This is a genomic window from Pseudomonas kitaguniensis (assembly GCF_049199985.1).
Taxonomy (GTDB): domain Bacteria; phylum Pseudomonadota; class Gammaproteobacteria; order Pseudomonadales; family Pseudomonadaceae; genus Aquipseudomonas; species Aquipseudomonas kitaguniensis.
Window position 1 is genome coordinate 106814 of record NZ_JBLZPT010000013.1, and the last position, 15797, is coordinate 122610.

Consider the following 15797-nt stretch of genomic DNA (forward strand, 5'->3'; position numbering starts at 1 on the left):
GGGTTTTTTGTGGGGCAAGGGCTTAGCCGTTGAACACATCATCCACGCTTTGCAGCGGGTAGTGCTTCGGATACGGCAGGGTGGCCACACCGGTCTCGATGGCGGCTTTGGCCACGGCATCCGAGATCAGGGTGATCAGGCGCTTGTCCATTGGTTTCGGGATGATGTACTCACGACCGAATTCCAGCTTGGCGCCACCGTAGGCGTCGCACACGTCTTGAGGAACCGGCAGTTTGGCCAGTTCACGCAGGGCGTTGGCGGCAGCTACTTTCATTTCTTCGTTGATGCGCTTGGCGCGAACGTCCAGTGCACCACGGAAGATGAACGGGAAGCCCAGTACGTTGTTGACCTGGTTCGGGTAGTCCGAACGGCCAGTCGCCATGATCACGTCGTTACGGGTGGCGTGAGCCAGCTCCGGCGAGATTTCCGGGTCTGGGTTGGAGCAGGCGAACACGATCGGGTTGGCCGCCATGGACTTCAGGCCATCAGCGCTCAGCAGGTTCGGGCCGGACAGGCCGACGAACACGTCTGCACCGTTGAGGGCATCCGCCAGGGTGCGCTTGGACGACGGGTGGGCAAACATCGCCTTGTACTGGTTCAGGTCGGTACGCTCGGACTGGATAACGCCCTTGCTGTCGACCATGTAGATGTTTTCCAGCTTGGCGCCCATGCTCACGATCAGCTTCATGCAGGAGATGGCCGCAGCGCCGGCGCCCAGGCAGACGATCTTCGCGTCAGCCAGGGTTTTTCCGGCGATTTCCAGGGCGTTGATCATGCCGGCCGCAGTCACGATTGCGGTGCCGTGCTGGTCATCGTGGAATACCGGGATGTCGCACTGCTCGATCAGGGCCTTTTCGATTTCAAAGCACTCAGGCGCCTTGATGTCTTCCAGGTTGATGCCACCAAAGGTGATGGAAATACGTTTGACGGTGTCGATGAAAGCCTGCGGGCTTTCGGAGTCGACTTCGATGTCGAAAACATCGATACCGGCAAAGCGCTTGAACAGCACGCCTTTACCTTCCATGACCGGCTTGGAAGCCAATGGGCCGAGGTTACCCAGGCCGAGAATCGCGGTGCCATCGGAAATCACTGCAACCAGGTTGCCTTTGCCGGTGTACTTGTACGCCAGTTCAGGATCGCGGGCGATTTCACGTACGGGCTCGGCAACGCCAGGGCTGTAGGCCAGCGACAGGTCGCGGGCGGTGGCAGTGGCTTTGGTGAGCTCTACACTCAGCTTTCCTGGACGAGGATGAGCATGATATTCGAGAGCGGCAGTTTTCAAATCAGACATATCGGCATTCCGCTTTTACTGTTGGTCGACGGACCGCCGAGGATACGCGTGTCGTAAAGTCCCCACAAGACTGGTCAGTCACAGGTGTCAAGGCCGCTGCGCTAAGACTTTCGGCCAAGAGCCACGCGGCACAAGGGCTTAACTGTTCACAATCCGATTAAAAAATGTCTACAATTTTTTCTTTCAGCATTGATGTGAGCGATGCACTACCGGATGAAGTCGGCCACATTTCAGGCACAAAAAAGGCGCCCGCGATGGGCGCCTTTTTTAACAGCTTGCAAAAGCCCGCAGGGCTTTTGAGCCTTACTCTGCTGGAGTAGCTGCAGCAGGCTTCTTGCCGAAAGCACCAAAGCGATCTGCGAAGCGCTGTACACGGCCGCCGGTGTCCAGAGTTTTCTGCTTACCGGTGTAGAACGGGTGGCACTCGTTGCATACGTCAGTACCCAGTGGCTTGCACAGGTTCGAACGTGTTTCGAACTTGTTGCCGCAGCTGCAGGTTACTTCGATGGTTTCGTACGCTGGATGGATATCGGCTTTCATGGTGACTTCCTCGGGCTAGCGTGCCGCCACTCGACACTATTGTCGAATACCGCACGTAATTAGGCCGCGGATTCTACCAGACCTTTTAAAACGTGCAAGCGCAGGTTACGGCTGACCAGCCGTGTAAAAGCACCTTTCATCAGAAAACCGGCCGCGCAGATGCCGGGGCGGGCTCCCAAGCAGAATGCAGTCAACTGTGTGCGGGCTTGCTCGCGATAGCATCAACTCGGTATGCCTGATGCTCCGAGGTGCCTGCATCGCGAGCAAGCCCGCTCCCACAAAAGCGCTTCCCGCATTAACCACGATGCGCACACCAGAGACACGACACCTCCACTGCCGGTCTGCTAGTCTCCCGCCCCTGCGCCACCGCCTGCCTTTATATGAGACCCCTCGCGTGCCCGACGCCATTTTGCGCCTTGCCCTGCCCTCGCCCCTGCGCCGCCTGTTCGACTATCGGGCCCCGGCCGGCGTGCTGCGGGCGCAGTTGCAACCGGGCATGCGCGTGCGCGTGCCGTTTGGGCGCCGGGAAATGATCGGCATTCTGGTAGAAGTCGCCGACCACAGCGAAGTCCCGGCAGAAAAGCTCAAACCCGCGCTGGCCATCCTCGACGCCACACCGCCACTGCCGCCCGCGCTGTTCAAGTTGTGCCTGTGGACCGCCCAGTATTACCAGCACAGCCTGGGTGACACCTTGAGCTGGGCGCTGCCGGTGTTGTTGCGCCAGGGCGAGCTGGCCGAAGCACGCCAGGAACGCTTCTGGTCGATGGTGCCCGGCGCCCGCCTGGATGACCCGCGCATTGCCCGCGCGCCGCGCCAGCGTGAAGCGTTGGCGACGCTGGCGCAGCACCCGCATGGCGTCGCCCATCAGCTACTCAGCAAGCTGATGCTGAGCAAAGACAGCCTCGACCTGTTGCTTGCCAAGGGCCTGGTTCAGGTCGAAATCCGCAAGCATGCACCCAGCCCGCGCCACGAACACTGGCTGGCTCAGCCGGAGTTGCCGCTTAACCCCGAGCAACGCGCTGCCTATGAGGCGATCCGCGCGGGTTTCGACAGCTTCCACGCGTTCCTGCTGGCGGGTGTGACCGGCAGCGGCAAGACCGAAGTGTATTTGCAGCTTATCCGCGAAACCCTGCAGGCCGGCAAACAGGCCTTGGTGCTGATCCCCGAGATCAACCTCGGCCCGCAAACCCTGGCGCGTTTCGAGCAGCGCTTCAACGCGCGTATCGCGCTGGTGCACTCGGCGGTCAACGACCGGGAACGCCTGGAGTCATGGCTGGCGGCGCGAGACGGCGACGCCGACATTATTATCGGCACCCGTTCGGCGCTGTTTACGCCGATGAAGAACCCCGGGCTGATCATCATCGACGAGGAGCATGACGGCTCCTATAAACAGCAAGAAGGCCTGCGCTACCACGCCCGCGATTTGGCGCTGGTGCGTGCGCGCCAGGAAGACATTCCGATTGTGCTGGGCTCGGCCACGCCGTCCCTCGAAAGCCTGCACAACGCCTACACCGGGCGTTATGGGCTGCTGCGCCTGAATGAGCGCGCGGGGGGCGCCAAGCAACCCCGCTTCCTGCGCCTGGACGTAAAAAGCCGCCCGCTGGACAGCGGGATTTCCGGGCCGATGCAGCAAGCCATCGGCCAGACCCTCGCCGCCGGCCAACAAGTATTGGTGTTTCTCAACCGCCGCGGGTTTGCGCCGACGCTGCTGTGCCATGACTGCGGCTGGATGTCTGAGTGTGAACGCTGCGATGCGCGGATGACCGTGCACCAGCGTCATGGCGAGTTGCGCTGCCACCACTGCGGCCACGTGGAGCGGGTGCCGCGCCACTGCCCGCAATGCGGCAAAGTCGACCTGCGCCCGGTGGGTGCCGGCACCGAGCGCGCCGAGGAACGCCTGGGCATTCTGTTCCCGGACTACCCCGTGCTGCGGGTCGACCGCGACAGCACCTCGCGTAAAGACGCAATGAACCAGCTGTTCGCGACCATTCAGAAGGGCCAACCGTGCATCCTGGTGGGCACGCAGATGCTTGCCAAAGGGCATCACTTCCCCCGGGTAACGCTGGTGTCGATCCTCGACGCGGACGGTGGCTTGTTCTCCGGGGATTTTCGCGCCAGCGAGCGCATGGCTCAGCTGATCGTGCAAGTCGCAGGCCGCGCCGGGCGTGCCGAAGAGCCGGGCAAGGTGATTATCCAGACCCACCTGGCCGACCATCCGCTGCTGATTCAGTTGACCGAACAAGGCTACTTCGCCTTTGCCGAACAGGCATTGAGCGAGCGCCGCTCGGCCGGGCTGCCGCCATTTGCGCATTTGGCCTTGCTGCGCGCCGAAGCCCACAAACCGGGGCAGGCCGAAAGTTTTTTGGATGAGGCGTGCAGCGCGGCCGAACGTTTGCTCGGCGAATTGGGTCTGACCGGCATCGAGCTGCTCGGCCCGGTGCCCGCGCCCATGGAGCGCCGTGCCGGGCGTTATCGCGCTCAGCTACTGCTGCAGGCCACCTCGCGCGCACCGCTGCATCGGCTGTTGAGTAGCTGGTTGCTTGCCCTGGAGCAAATGCCCAGCGGCCGGCAAGTGCGATGGTCACTGGATGTAGACCCGGTAGATTTGTATTAAGCCCGGCCACAGGTCCCGCGAAGGTTGGCAAGCCCGCCCTCGCCACGGATAATGCCGAGCTTTTCCACCTGCGCATTGCGCGCCGCCGCTTGCGGCCGAAAGAGAACACCATGAAAGACACCATTCGCCAGCTGATCCAACAAGCCATCACCCAACTCGTCAATGAAGGTGTGTTGCCTGAAGGCCTGACGCCGGCGATCCAGGTGGAAAACACCCGCGACAAGACCCACGGCGACTTTGCCAGCAACATCGCGATGATGTTGGCCAAGCCGGCAGGCCTGAAGCCACGCGACCTGGCCGAGAAAATCATCGCCGCGCTGCCTGCTGACGAGAGCGTCACCAAGGCCGACATCGCCGGCCCTGGCTTCATCAACTTCTTCCAGAACACCCAAGCCCTGGCGTCGCGCCTGGACGCGGCCCTGGCCGACGCCAACATCGGCGTGCGCAAGGCCGGCCCGTTGCAGCGCGTGGTCGTTGACCTGTCGGCACCCAACCTGGCCAAAGAGATGCACGTGGGCCACCTGCGCTCGACCATTATTGGCGACGGCGTGGCGCGGGTGCTGGAGTTCCTTGGCGATACCGTGATCCGTCAAAACCATGTGGGCGACTGGGGCACCCAGTTCGGCATGTTGATGGCTTACCTGCAGGAAAACCCGATCACCAGCAACGAGCTGGCCGACCTCGAAAACTTCTACCGCGCCGCGAAGAAGCGCTTCGACGACTCCGCAGAGTTCGCCGAACGCGCCCGTGGCCTGGTGGTCAAGCTGCAAGCCGGTGACGCCGAATGCCTGGCGCTGTGGGGCCGCTTCCGCGAGATCTCGCTGTCGCACTGCCAGGAAATCTACCAACTGCTCAACGTTAAATTGAGCATGGCCGACGTGATGGGCGAAAGCGCCTACAACGACGACCTGATCAACGTGGTCAACGACCTCAAGGCCAAAGGCCTGTTGGTCGAGAGCAACGGCGCGCAGTGCGTGTTCCTCGAAGAATTCAAGAATGCCGACGGCGAGCCGCTGCCGGTGATCATCGTCAAGGCCGATGGCGGTTACCTCTACGCCACCACCGACCTGGCGGCCGTGCGCTACCGCAGTGGCGTGCTCAAGGCGGATCGCGCGCTGTATTTTGTCGACCAGCGCCAGGCCCTGCACTTCCAGCAAGTGTTCGAAGTGGCACGTCGCGCGGGTTTCGTCACCCACCCGATGCACATGGAACACATGGGTTTCGGCACCATGAACGGCGCCGACGGCCGCCCGTTCAAAACCCGCGACGGCGGCACCGTAAAGCTGATAGACCTGCTGAACGAAGCCCAGGAGCGTGCCTACAACCTGGTCAAGGAAAAGAACCCGGAACTGGCCGAAGCCGACCTGCGCAACATCGCCCGCGCAGTGGGGATTGGCGCGGTGAAATACGCCGACCTGTCCAAGCACCGCACCAGCGACTACAGCTTCAACTTCGAATTGATGCTCAATTTTGAAGGCAACACCGCGCCGTACCTGCTTTACGCTTACACCCGCGTGGCCGGTGTGTTCCGCAAGCTGGGCAAGGACTTCAGCGAAGTCCAGGGTCAAATCAACCTTGAAGCGCCACATGAACAGGAACTGGCGGCCAAACTCGCGCAGTTCGGCGAAGTGCTGAACAGCGTCAGCGACAAAGGCACGCCGCATATTCTCTGCACCTATTTGTACGAAGTAGCGGGTTTGTTCTCGAGCTTCTACGAGAACTGCCCGATCCTCACCGCCGACGACGAAGCTCAGAAGCACAGTCGCCTGCGCCTCGCCGCACTGGCTGGACGGACCCTCAAGCAAGGCCTGGAACTGTTAGGCCTGGAAACTCTGGAGCGTATGTAAGTTGGCTGCCAAGAAAAAACCTGCACCCAAGCGCGGCGCGAGCCGCTACCAGGCACCGGCAAAGAAGCCTATTCCAGGCTGGCTGTGGATGGCCATCGGCCTGGCGGTCGGTGCGTTTGTAGTCATTCTGATGAAGCTGGAGCCGGGCAAGGGCGATGACGTCAAACGCGTCAAGCAAGAGCAGCAGAAGGCCAGCAAAATGGCCGAAGCCAACAAGACGGCGCCTAGCCCGACCGCTCCGGTGAAGCCGAAATACGACTTCTACACGCTGCTGCCGGAATCGGAAGTGATCGTGCCGCCGGACGCGGTGCCGGAGAAAACCCTGCCGACGCCGCAAGTGCCGACCACCCCGGTAACGCCAGCCGAAGCGGCGAAAATCGACACTGCGCGGGCGCAAGCTGCGTTGGCCGGGATCACCCCGCCGCCAGCGCCGCCGGTTGCGGCCACCAAGGCGGCGCCGGTGACCAAGTTCTTCCTGCAGGCGGGTTCGTTCCCGAAACAGGCGGATGCGGATCGCGTGCGGGCGCAGATCATTCTGTTGGGCCAGGCGGTGACGGTGGAGTCCGGCACGGTCAAGGAAGCGACCTGGTATCGCGTGTTGGTAGGACCGTTCAGCAACCGTGAGCAGTTGACGGTGGCGCAGAAACAACTGGCGGGCGCAGGGTTTAGTAACCTGTTGTTACAACAACGCCAGAGCCGCTGATTCAGGCTAAAACAGGTAAACATGTGGGAGGGGGCTTGCTCCCGATAGCCGTAAATCAGTCACTATTTTCAGTAACTGACACACCGCCATCGGGAGCAAGCCCCCTCCCACAGTTGGTTTTGGGCTGTTCTGAAAAGTGTGGCAGCTGTGTAAACCCGCTCCCGTCCTACGGTTGAAATCCCCCTCAGTACCCCCATATCAGTTTCCATCAGGGCATTTTCGCCCCGCTGCGTGGAGACTCTCCCCTTGACCACCATCGTTTCAGTACGTCGCCACGGCAAAGTCGTCATGGGCGGCGACGGCCAGGTTTCCCTTGGCAACACCGTGATGAAAGGCAACGCCAAAAAAGTGCGTCGCCTGTACCACGGCCAGGTGCTTGCGGGCTTTGCCGGCGCCACTGCCGACGCATTCACCCTGTTCGAGCGCTTCGAAGGTCAGCTGGAAAAACACCAGGGCCACCTGGTTCGCGCTGCCGTCGAACTCGCCAAAGAATGGCGCACCGACCGCTCACTCAGCCGCCTCGAAGCCATGCTCGCGGTCGCCAACAAAGACGCGTCCTTGATCATCACCGGCAACGGTGACGTGGTTGAGCCGGAAAACGGCCTGATCGCCATGGGCTCCGGCGGTGGTTACGCGCAAGCTGCGGCCAGCGCACTGTTGAAGAAAACCGACCTGTCGGCCCGCGAAATCGTCGAGACTGCCTTGGGCATTGCTGGCGACATTTGCGTGTTCACCAACCACAATCTGACCATTGAGGAGCAGGACCTCGCCGAGTAAGCCGTAGGCTTATTTGCGCTTGAGGGCCGCCAAACACTATGTCCATGACTCCCCGCGAAATCGTCCATGAACTTAATCGCCATATCATCGGCCAGGACGATGCCAAGCGCGCCGTTGCCATTGCGCTGCGTAACCGCTGGCGCCGGATGCAACTGCCGGAAGAACTGCGCGTTGAAGTAACCCCGAAAAACATCCTGATGATCGGCCCTACCGGCGTCGGTAAAACCGAGATTGCGCGGCGCCTGGCCAAGCTGGCCAACGCCCCGTTCATCAAGGTTGAAGCCACCAAGTTCACCGAAGTGGGCTATGTGGGCCGCGACGTCGAGTCGATCATTCGCGACCTGGCCGACGCCGCGCTGAAGCTGCTGCGCGAACAGGAAATGACCAAGGTCAGCCACCGCGCCGAAGACGCCGCCGAAGAGCGCATTCTTGACGCCCTGCTGCCACCGGCGCGCATGGGGTTTAACGAAGACGCCGCACCGGCCTCCGATTCCAACACGCGTCAGCTGTTCCGCAAGCGCCTGCGCGAAGGCCAGCTGGACGACAAGGAAATCGAGATCGAAGTCGCCGAAGTGTCCGGCGTCGACATCTCCGCGCCGCCCGGCATGGAAGAAATGACCAGCCAGTTGCAGAACCTGTTCGCCAACATGGGCAAGGGCAAGAAAAAAAGCCGCAAGCTCAAGGTCAAGGACGCGCTGAAACTGGTGCGTGACGAAGAAGCCGGGCGCCTGGTCAATGACGAAGAGCTCAAAGCCAAGGCGCTGGAAGCGGTCGAGCAACACGGCATCGTGTTTATCGATGAGATCGACAAGGTGGCCAAGCGCGGTAATTCCGGCGGTGTCGACGTGTCGCGCGAGGGCGTACAGCGCGACCTGCTGCCGCTGATCGAAGGCTGCACGGTGAACACCAAGCTGGGCATGGTCAAGACCGACCACATCCTGTTTATCGCCTCTGGCGCGTTCCACCTGAGCAAGCCAAGCGATTTGGTGCCGGAGCTGCAAGGCCGCCTGCCGATTCGCGTGGAACTCAAGGCACTGACCCCGGGCGACTTCGAGCGCATCCTCAGCGAACCGCACGCCTCGCTCACCGAGCAGTATCGTGAGCTGCTGAAAACCGAAGGCCTGGCCATCGAGTTCCTGCCGGAAGGCATCAAGCGTCTGGCCGAGATCGCCTGGCAGGTTAACGAGAAAACCGAGAACATCGGTGCGCGCCGCCTGCACACCTTGCTTGAGCGCCTGCTTGAGGAAGTGTCGTTCAGCGCCGGCGACATGGCCGGTTCGCAGAATGGCGAAGCGATCAAGATCGACGCCGACTACGTCAACAGCCACTTGGGCGAATTGGCGCAGAACGAAGACCTGTCGCGTTATATCCTGTAAGCCTCACTCAGGACCGCTTTGCTTTACTGTGGGAGCGGGCTTGCTCGCGAATGCGCTGTATCAGTATCAGAGGTGCTGACTGACACACCGTATTCGCGAGCAAGCCCGCTCCCACAGTTTTGAGCCGGTTCCTTCAGGATCATCTGCAATGTCGAAATTTCCCACTGCTGTAAACCTGCACAAAACCTCCAACACCCTCGGGCTCACCTACAGCCCCGATGAGGCCTACCAATTACCCGCCGAGCTGCTGCGCGTGCATTCGCCGTCCGCCGAGGTGCAGGGCCACGGCAAGCCCATCCTGCAATTCGGCAAGCTCAACGTACGGTTGATCAAGATAGAACCGGCTGGTCAGTACGCACTGAAATTGACCTTTGACGACGGGCATGACAGCGGCTTGTTCACTTGGGACTACCTTTACCAACTGGCTGTGCGCCAGGAAGCGCTGTGGGCCGATTACCTGGCTGAACTCAAAGCGGCCGGCAAAACCCGCGACCCGAGTCAGTCGGTCGTGCGGCTGATGCTTTAGCGCAGGCGTGTTCCTGTTTAAAGGGCATTTTCTAATCTCGTCTGCTTGAATGCCCTATCGCGTGGTCAATGATTGGCCCACTTGCGAAAAAATTTCGCGAGCAAGCCCGCTCCCACATTTGAACGCATTCTGAATGCAAAAAAATGCCCGACCTTTGCAGGCCGGGCATTTTTTGTAGCCTGAAAAAAATCAGGACTGACTGGATGGCGTCGGGGTTACCGGCGATGCAGTCGGGGTAGCACCAGCGTGTGTCGGCGCGGACGCCGAGTTGGCTGTTGAAGCAGCCGGAGCAGGGGTTGCAGGCTTGGCCGCTGCAGCAGGCTTTTTGGCCGCTGCCGGCTTCTTCGCGGCGGCAGGTTTTGCCGCTGGCTTGGATGCTGCAGGTTTTGCTGCAGCAGGCTTGGCCGCTGCGGTTTTAGCGGCGGGTTTCGCAGCCGCCTTGGCCGCAGGTTTAGCCGCTGGCTTGGCAGCCGCTTTAGCGGCCACTGGCTTGGCGGCAGGTTTTGCCGCTGCAGTTTTGGCGGCCGGTGTTGCCGCAGGTTTTGCCGCAGCTTTGACGGAAGGTTTTGCAGCCGCTTTAACCAAAGGCTTGGCCGACGTTTTCGCAGCGGGTTTTGCCGCTGCGGTTTTAGCCGCCGGCTTGGCAGCAGGTTTAGCCGCAGCAGTTTTAACCGGGGCCGCTTTGGCGCCAGTGAGTTTTTCGATTTGCTTGGTCAGGGTATCGACCTTGCTGTGCAGCGTCTTCAGTTCAGCCTTGCTCGGTACGCCGAGTCGCGAAATGGCACTATTGAAGCGCTTGTCGAACGTTTCTTCCAACTTGCCCCACGTGTCAGAAAGGCTGGACTTGGCGGAACCGGCAGTTGCCTTGGCCGCGTCAACTTTTTTACCCACTGTACTCTTGGTCAACTTCTCGGCCTTCTCGCCGTCCTTGACCAACGTCTCGAAGTATTTACCGCCGTCACTGCTAACCTTCGAGTACACGCCTAAACCAGCAAGCCAGATCTTGCGGGAATATTTTTCAACTTCCCCGACCCACGAGCTGCTTTCTTTCTGAGTAGTCTTTTTAACAGCCATCCGGATGTCTCCTTAGTGTTTACGCGCGACACGTTTCAGCAATGCCGTCAGCTCTTCGAGCTTAGCAGAGAGTGTCCCAACATCATGTTTAGACGCAATGCCAAGCCGATTCAAGGCACTGGCAACACGCGTGTCAAAGGCGCACTCAACTTTATCCAGTTGAACTTCAACCACGCCGTTGATGCTTGAGACATTACTCTTTACTTGATCAATCTGACTGTTGGCGGCATCAAGTTGTTCAACCGCAACTTTTTTGTCTTTACTTTCAACATGTTGACCCGCACTAACGCGCTCTTTGAAGTACTCGCCGCCTTCGCTGCCGACCTTGGCACAGGCGCCAAACCCGGCCAGCCAGATCTTGCGGGCATAGTTTTTAACGTCACTCAGGGGGGGTGGATTGAACGTCGATTTTTTCTTCAGAATAACCTTGGCCAGGGTGCACTTCACTCAAAATGGGCTGGAGCAACGGGCCGCCGAACTTGAGAGTTTGGGCACAACCCATGCTGAACAATTAGAATCGGCACCCTAAGCACACCCCGGTCAGGCCAGTGTCTTATCCAGGGCTTTCTCGATTTCGGACTTGAGGGTGCCACTCATGGCCGACATCAACAGGCCCAATTCAACCTCAATGCGCAGTGAATCTTCGGCGACTAATACCGTGCCCTTAACCCCCGAGCGCTTAAGGTTCAAGGTATCGCCCGACCACGACGGCTCAAGGCCATAGCGTTCCTTGAGTTTGCTCGCCAACTTCTCGGCCTTTGCGCGTGCGCCTGCTTTACCCAAGGTATGCGCACGTTCAACGGTAATACGCGCCATTACAATGACTCCTCTTTATAGCGACTGGAACACCTGCCATGCGGCAAAAAACCTCGGTGGCCGTCTATCTTACCTTCAGCCTTGCCAAGACAAAGCAGGCCTTGGGGATTATCATGTGGCGCATTCTCTTTTGGTGACAGCGATATGACTGATCAGCGCAAAGGCAGCGATGCCGAACCCACCACTCACTTCGGCTTCAAGAACGTTCCGGAAAGCCAGAAAGCGGAAAAAGTCGCTGAGGTGTTTCATTCTGTAGCCGCCAAGTACGACCTGATGAACGACGTGCTGTCGGGCGGCATGCACCGCCTGTGGAAGCGTTTTACCATCGAACTGTCGGGCGTACGCACCGGCAACCGCGTGCTGGATATTGCTGGCGGTACGGGCGATCTGGCCGCCAAGTTTTCCAAACTCGTCGGCCCAACCGGCCAGGTCGTGCTGGCCGACATCAACGGCTCGATGCTCAAGGTCGGCCGCGACCGCCTGCTGGATAAAGGCGTGGCCGGCAACATCGAATTCGTCCAGGCCGACGCTGAAAAGCTGCCGTTCCCGGACAACCACTTCGACTGCGTGACCATCGCCTTTGGCCTGCGCAACGTCACCCACAAAGAGGACGCTATTCGCTCGATGCTGCGCGTGCTCAAGCCGGGTGGCCGCCTGTTGGTGCTGGAGTTTTCCAAGCCGACCAACGCGCTGATGTCCAAGGTCTACGACACTTACTCGTTCGCCTTCATGCCGTTGATGGGCAAGCTGATCACCAATGACGCCGAGAGCTACCGCTACCTCGCTGAATCGATCCGCATGCACCCCAACCAGGAAACCTTGAAGTCGATGATGGTGGAGGCCGGTTTTGACCGCGTGACCTACCACAACATGACTTCGGGCATTGTCGCCCTGCACCGCGGCATCAAACCCTGATGCTGTTCGCAGGCCTCCTCGCCAGCGTAGAACACGGCCTCAACCGTGTGCTGCGCCTGGACAGCACCGCCCTGGCGCGGCTGGCGCACTTGAATGGCAAGATCATTGCCGTCGACTGCACAAGCCCCGCCTTGCAGCTGTTTATTCTGCCCAGCGATGAAGGCCTGCTGCTCGCAACCCAGTGGGCCGCCGAGGCCGACTGCACCCTGCGCGCGCCGGCTTCAAGCCTGTTGCACCTGGCGCTGAGCCGCAACAAAACCGCCATCCTGCACAGCCCCGAAGTGGCGCTGGAAGGCGACAGCGCGGTGCTGATGGAATTGGCCGCCGTGCTGCAAGACCTGGAACTGGATTGGGAATACGAGCTGTCGCGCTGGCTCGGCCCGGTGGCCACCCAGTTGATCAGCGGCCACCTGCGCAGCCGCGCGCGCTGGTACCAGCAAGGGTTCGCCAGCCTCAACCAGAACCTCGCCGAATACCTGAGCGAAGAATCGCGCACCCTGGTCGGAGAACGCGAAGCGCAAGCGCGCTTTCGTGAACTCGACAAGGCCAAAATCGACCTGGAACGCCTCGAGGCCCGCTTCGAGCGCTTGAGCCGTTCCCTTGATCCAAGCGATAACGCATGAAGCTGCTCGCCGTCCGCCGTTTGTTTCGTATCCAGCGCGTCGTAATCCGCTACCGCCTTGATGACCTGCTGTTCGCCCTGCCCTTGCCGTGGTTCCTGCTGGCGGTGCGCTATGTGCTGCCGTGGCGCTGGTTGCCGCGCAAAGCGCTGACGTTGAGCCGTGGTGCACGCGTGCGCCTGGCCTTGCAGGACCTTGGGCCGATTTTTATCAAGTTCGGGCAGATCCTCTCGACCCGCCGCGACTTGCTGCCCGAAGACATCGCCGACGAGCTGATGCTGTTGCAGGACCGCGTGCCGCCGTTTGATTCTCAACAGTCGATGAAGCTGATCGAAGAGCAGTTGGGCAAAAAAATCAGCGAAGTGTTCAGCCGTTTCGATGTTGCCCCGCTGGCCTCGGCCTCGGTGGCGCAAGTGCATGCAGCGCAGCTCAAGACTGGCGAAGAAGTGGTGGTGAAGGTGATTCGCCCCGGCCTCAAGCCGATTATCGGCCAGGACCTGGCGTGGCTGTTTATTCTTGCCCGCGCCGCCGAGCGCTTCTCCGCTGACGCACGCTTGCTGCACCCGGTGGACGTGGTCGCCGACTACGAAAAAACCATCTACGACGAACTCGACCTGCTGCGCGAAGCAGCCAACGCCAGCCAGCTCAAGCGCAATTTCGAAGGCTCGCAGTTGCTGTACGTGCCGCAAGTGTATTGGGACTGGTGCCGCCCCAAAGTGCTGGTGATGGAGCGTATCTACGGCGTTCAGGTTACCGACCTCGCGACCCTGGCCGACCAGCGCACCGACATGAAAATGCTTGCCGAACGCGGCGTCGAGATTTTCTTCACCCAAGTGTTCCGCGACAGCTTCTTCCACGCCGACATGCACCCCGGCAACATTTTTGTCAGCACCGTTAACCCGTGGAGCCCGCAGTACATCGCGATCGACTGCGGCATCGTCGGCAGCCTGACCCCGGAAGACCAGGACTACCTGGCGCGCAACCTGTTTGCCTTCTTCAAGCGCGACTACCGCCGCGTCGCGCAACTGCACATTGATTCGGGTTGGGTGCCGGCTGAAACCAAACTCAACGAGTTCGAAGCGGCGATCCGCACGGTGTGCGAGCCGATCTTTGAAAAACCGTTAAAAGATATTTCCTTCGGTCAGGTGCTGATGCGCCTGTTCCAGACCGCGCGGCGCTTCAATATGGAAGTGCAACCGCAGTTGGTACTGTTGCAAAAAACCCTGCTCAACATCGAAGGCCTGGGCCGCCAGTTGTACCCGGACCTCGACCTGTGGAAGACCGCCCAGCCGTTCCTCGAACGCTGGATGCGCGAACGCGTCAGCCCGAAAACCCTGCTGGGCAACCTGCAAAGCCAGGTCGAACAACTGCCGCACCTGGCCAACATGACCCGCGACCTGCTGGAGCGCATGTCCCAGCCGCACGCCAAAGACCCCGCGCCGCCCTGGCAAAAGCGCAAGGACGATTGGTTCCTGCGCCTGCTCGGCGCCGCGCACCTGGTCGGCGGCGTGATGCTGGCCATCGGCGGGCCGCTGAATCAATTGGGCCACTGGCCGGCCGGGATCATGGTCGCCGTGGGTGTTTATCTGATCGTGCGTCGATAGCCGATCCGGTTATACACTGTCGCAAATTGCCGGAGCCGAACATGAAAGACTGGCTGGACGAGATCAAGTGGGACAGTGACGGCCTGGTGCCGGCCATTGCCCAGGACTACAAGACCGGGCGCGTGCTGATGATGGCCTGGATGAACCGCGAGGCCCTGAGCCTCACCGCCACTGAGCAGCGCGCCATTTACTGGTCACGCTCGCGTGGCAAACTGTGGCGCAAGGGCGAAGAGTCCGGGCACGTGCAAACCCTGCACGAGATGCGCATCGACTGCGACGCCGATGTGGTGATTCTCAAGGTCGAACAAATCGGCGACATCGCCTGTCACACAGGGCGTCACAGCTGCTTCTACCGCGTGTTCGAGAACGGCGAGTGGAAAGTAGTCGAGCCGGTGCTCAAAGACCCGCACGCCATTTATTCGGCAGGACACTGAACATGAGCGATACCCTGAACCGTGTGGCCCAGGTGCTGGAAGACCGCAAAGGTGCGGACGCCGACAGCTCTTATGTTGCCAGCCTGTACCACAAGGGCCTGAACAAAATTCTGGAAAAACTCGGCGAAGAATCTGTCGAGACAATCATCGCCGCCAAAGACGCTCAGATCAGCGGCGACTGCAGCGATGTCATCTACGAAACCGCCGATTTATGGTTCCACAGTCTGGTCATGCTCGCCCAACTGGGGCAGCATCCGCAGGCAGTGCTGGATGAACTGGACCGTCGCTTCGGCTTGTCCGGGCATGCCGAAAAGGCCTCGCGCCCGTCCGCCTGAATAACTTTCACAGAGGAATTGCAGCATGGGCATTTTTGACTGGAAACACTGGATCGTCATTCTGGTGGTGGTTGTTCTGGTGTTCGGCACCAAAAAACTCAAGAACCTGGGCACCGACGTGGGCGAGTCGATCAAGGGCTTTCGTAAAGCCATGAACGATGACGAAAAACCCGCCGACCCGGTGGTTAACCCCGTGGTTAACCCAGCGCCGCCGGTGCAGCCCGTGCACCCGCAGGCCACCCAGCCGATCCCCGAGCGTCGCACCTTTGACGTACAGGCTGAAAAAGTCCAAGAGCCGACCCGCAAAGACTCGTGAGCACTGACT

At 60.3% G+C, this 15797-nt stretch carries 17 protein-coding genes; 12 read left to right on the plus strand and 5 right to left on the minus strand.

Features of this window, described 5'->3' with window-relative positions; translation table 11 throughout:
- Positions 1-22: 22 nt before the first annotated feature.
- Both ACOZK9_RS17220 and rpmE read right to left on the minus strand, forming a co-directional pair.
- Complete coding sequence (locus tag ACOZK9_RS17220; protein WP_099240886.1) at positions 23-1291, minus strand: malic enzyme-like NAD(P)-binding protein; 1269 nt, start codon at positions 1289-1291, stop codon at positions 23-25.
- 303 nt (positions 1292-1594) lie between these two features.
- Positions 1595-1831: a 50S ribosomal protein L31 gene (gene rpmE / locus ACOZK9_RS17225; RefSeq protein WP_003237330.1), complete on the minus strand. Its 237-nt coding sequence runs from the start codon at positions 1829-1831 to the stop codon at positions 1595-1597.
- Positions 1832-2225: 394 nt separating this feature from the next.
- Between rpmE and ACOZK9_RS17230 the strand changes: the two genes are divergently transcribed.
- The 6 genes from ACOZK9_RS17230 to ACOZK9_RS17255 all read left to right on the plus strand — a co-directional run bounded on the left by ACOZK9_RS17230 (position 2226) and on the right by ACOZK9_RS17255 (position 9674).
- Positions 2226-4445, plus strand: a complete 2220-nt coding sequence (locus tag ACOZK9_RS17230; RefSeq protein WP_058411829.1) for a primosomal protein N' — start codon at positions 2226-2228, stop codon at positions 4443-4445.
- Positions 4446-4555: 110 nt separating this feature from the next.
- Complete coding sequence (gene argS / locus ACOZK9_RS17235; RefSeq protein WP_421556253.1) at positions 4556-6292, plus strand: arginine--tRNA ligase; 1737 nt, start codon at positions 4556-4558, stop codon at positions 6290-6292.
- Between the two features lies 1 nt (position 6293).
- Positions 6294-6995, plus strand: coding sequence for an SPOR domain-containing protein (locus tag ACOZK9_RS17240; protein WP_058411831.1), 702 nt, complete (start codon positions 6294-6296; stop codon positions 6993-6995).
- A gap of 246 nt (positions 6996-7241) precedes the next feature.
- Positions 7242-7772 (plus strand): ATP-dependent protease subunit HslV, encoded by a 531-nt coding sequence (gene hslV, locus ACOZK9_RS17245; RefSeq protein ID WP_017738857.1) that lies wholly within the window; start codon positions 7242-7244, stop codon positions 7770-7772.
- 38 nt (positions 7773-7810) lie between these two features.
- Positions 7811-9148: an ATP-dependent protease ATPase subunit HslU gene (gene hslU, locus ACOZK9_RS17250; RefSeq protein ID WP_058411832.1), complete on the plus strand. Its 1338-nt coding sequence runs from the start codon at positions 7811-7813 to the stop codon at positions 9146-9148.
- Positions 9149-9296: 148 nt separating this feature from the next.
- The gene (locus ACOZK9_RS17255; RefSeq protein WP_152748928.1) at positions 9297-9674 is read left to right on the plus strand and encodes a gamma-butyrobetaine hydroxylase family protein; all 378 of its coding nucleotides are present in this window, start codon (positions 9297-9299) and stop codon (positions 9672-9674) included.
- 189 nt (positions 9675-9863) lie between these two features.
- Here the strand turns inward: ACOZK9_RS17255 and ACOZK9_RS17260 are convergent, their stop codons facing one another.
- The 3 genes from ACOZK9_RS17260 to ACOZK9_RS17270 all read right to left on the minus strand — a co-directional run bounded on the left by ACOZK9_RS17260 (position 9864) and on the right by ACOZK9_RS17270 (position 11564).
- A complete protein-coding gene (locus tag ACOZK9_RS17260; RefSeq protein ID WP_421556254.1) occupies positions 9864-10748 on the minus strand; it encodes a phasin family protein in 885 nt (294 codons plus the stop codon).
- A 12-nt stretch (positions 10749-10760) separates the two neighbouring features.
- On the minus strand, positions 10761-11183 hold the full coding sequence (locus tag ACOZK9_RS17265) for a phasin family protein (protein ID WP_421556263.1): 423 nt from the start codon (positions 11181-11183) through the stop codon (positions 10761-10763).
- Positions 11184-11288: 105 nt separating this feature from the next.
- Positions 11289-11564, minus strand: a complete 276-nt coding sequence (locus tag ACOZK9_RS17270) for a polyhydroxyalkanoic acid system family protein (RefSeq protein ID WP_058411835.1) — start codon at positions 11562-11564, stop codon at positions 11289-11291.
- A gap of 144 nt (positions 11565-11708) precedes the next feature.
- Here ACOZK9_RS17270 and ubiE point away from each other — a divergent pair, with 144 nt between their 5' ends.
- From ubiE to ACOZK9_RS17300, 6 genes are read left to right on the plus strand one after another with little or no spacing between them, the layout of a single operon-like run.
- Positions 11709-12479 (plus strand): bifunctional demethylmenaquinone methyltransferase/2-methoxy-6-polyprenyl-1,4-benzoquinol methylase UbiE, encoded by a 771-nt coding sequence (gene ubiE / locus ACOZK9_RS17275; protein WP_058411836.1) that lies wholly within the window; start codon positions 11709-11711, stop codon positions 12477-12479.
- A complete protein-coding gene (locus ACOZK9_RS17280) occupies positions 12479-13102 on the plus strand; it encodes a ubiquinone biosynthesis accessory factor UbiJ (protein ID WP_058411837.1) in 624 nt (207 codons plus the stop codon). Before ubiE ends, ACOZK9_RS17280 begins: the two co-directional genes overlap by 1 nt.
- On the plus strand, positions 13099-14703 hold the full coding sequence (gene ubiB, locus ACOZK9_RS17285) for a ubiquinone biosynthesis regulatory protein kinase UbiB (protein ID WP_058411838.1): 1605 nt from the start codon (positions 13099-13101) through the stop codon (positions 14701-14703). The genes ACOZK9_RS17280 and ubiB overlap by 4 nt, the downstream gene beginning before the upstream one ends.
- Before the next feature lie 41 nt (positions 14704-14744).
- A complete protein-coding gene (hisI, locus tag ACOZK9_RS17290; protein ID WP_012721796.1) occupies positions 14745-15137 on the plus strand; it encodes a phosphoribosyl-AMP cyclohydrolase in 393 nt (130 codons plus the stop codon).
- Between the two features lie 2 nt (positions 15138-15139).
- Positions 15140-15472 (plus strand): phosphoribosyl-ATP diphosphatase, encoded by a 333-nt coding sequence (locus tag ACOZK9_RS17295; protein ID WP_003209299.1) that lies wholly within the window; start codon positions 15140-15142, stop codon positions 15470-15472.
- A 25-nt stretch (positions 15473-15497) separates the two neighbouring features.
- The gene (locus ACOZK9_RS17300; protein WP_058411839.1) at positions 15498-15788 is read left to right on the plus strand and encodes a twin-arginine translocase TatA/TatE family subunit; all 291 of its coding nucleotides are present in this window, start codon (positions 15498-15500) and stop codon (positions 15786-15788) included.
- The last annotated feature ends 9 nt before the right edge of the window (positions 15789-15797 follow it).